The organism is Pseudomonas sp. K5002, from assembly GCF_013386655.1.
Lineage (GTDB): Bacteria > Pseudomonadota > Gammaproteobacteria > Pseudomonadales > Pseudomonadaceae > Aquipseudomonas.
In genome coordinates this window covers 1-915 of sequence record NZ_JACARK010001470.1, presented here as the reverse complement: position 1 = coordinate 915, position 915 = coordinate 1, and the positions used below count along the sequence as shown (strand labels likewise).

The 915-nt window shown below is 64.4% G+C and carries 2 protein-coding genes and 1 pseudogene; all 3 read right to left on the bottom strand.

The window, feature by feature from the left end:
* Window positions 1-145: pseudogene (locus HX846_RS37255) on the bottom strand (EscJ/YscJ/HrcJ family type III secretion inner membrane ring protein); the annotation flags it as partial.
* 4 nt (window positions 146-149) lie between these two features.
* Complete coding sequence (locus HX846_RS37250; protein WP_003208328.1) at window positions 150-587, bottom strand: hypothetical protein; 438 nt, start codon at window positions 585-587, stop codon at window positions 150-152.
* Between the two features lie 9 nt (window positions 588-596).
* A complete protein-coding gene (locus HX846_RS37245; RefSeq protein ID WP_003208330.1) occupies window positions 597-827 on the bottom strand; it encodes a hypothetical protein in 231 nt (76 codons plus the stop codon).
* Window positions 828-915: the final 88 nt, after the last annotated feature.

Here is a 915-nt window from a genome sequence, read left to right as displayed (position 1 = left end):
GGATGCCGTCGCGCAGCAGCACCGCGACCATGGCGTTGGCGTCGCGCTCGCTGAGGTTGGTGTAGAGGTCCATGTCGCAGGCCTGCAAGAGGCTGGCGAGCACGCCGATCAGCAGCAGGCGCAGGGCACGATTCGGGCTTGGCATGGCGTTATTGACCCTTGAGCAGCGTGTTGGCGGAACCGGAAATCTGCGTCGCACCGCGCACCACCATCTGGGTTTCGATGGAGTAGTCGAACATCTTGCCCAGTGAATGGACGATCTGGTCGACCTGCTGCTCGGCAACTTTCTTGCCCGGTTCTGCGGTGGGCGAGGCACCCGAGGTGCGGATATCCGCAGCGGCCACTTGCGGCGGCGCCGAGGGGTTATTGGTGAGCAAATCGGCGCGCTCGGAAAAGGTCCGGGAGCGGTCGATAAAACTGTTCAGGCGCTCCATCAGCCCCGAGCCGATCTGATGGGGGCTGGCGCCCTCGGGCATGCCCTTGGCCGTATTGGCCATGTGCTCGAACAGATTCTGCGAGGCCCCGGCGGGCCCCGCGCCGGCGGACGGCGGCAAGGCCGTGGCGCTGGCAGCGAGACTGATGGTCATGGGTGCGCCCTACTCTTCGTCGTCATCGGACATGGCGTCATTCAGCATTTCCTGGGCCTTGGGCATGATGATGAATTGGCCGCCGATGGTGACCGCCTGGGTGATCAGGGCATCGGTGAATTCGGCGTCGGTCATCTCCGGTTTATCGGCGCTCTTGGCGTTGTCCACCGCGGCGTTGAACTTGGCTTCAGGGCTGGCGCCACCGGGGGCGAGGTTGCTGTCTACGGCGGTTACGGACATGGTCATGCTCCTTTACTGGGGTTGGGGTGAATCAAGGGGTTTCAGTGCTCACCTGGGCGCCGCGAAACACCCGCACGCCGTGCTCGCG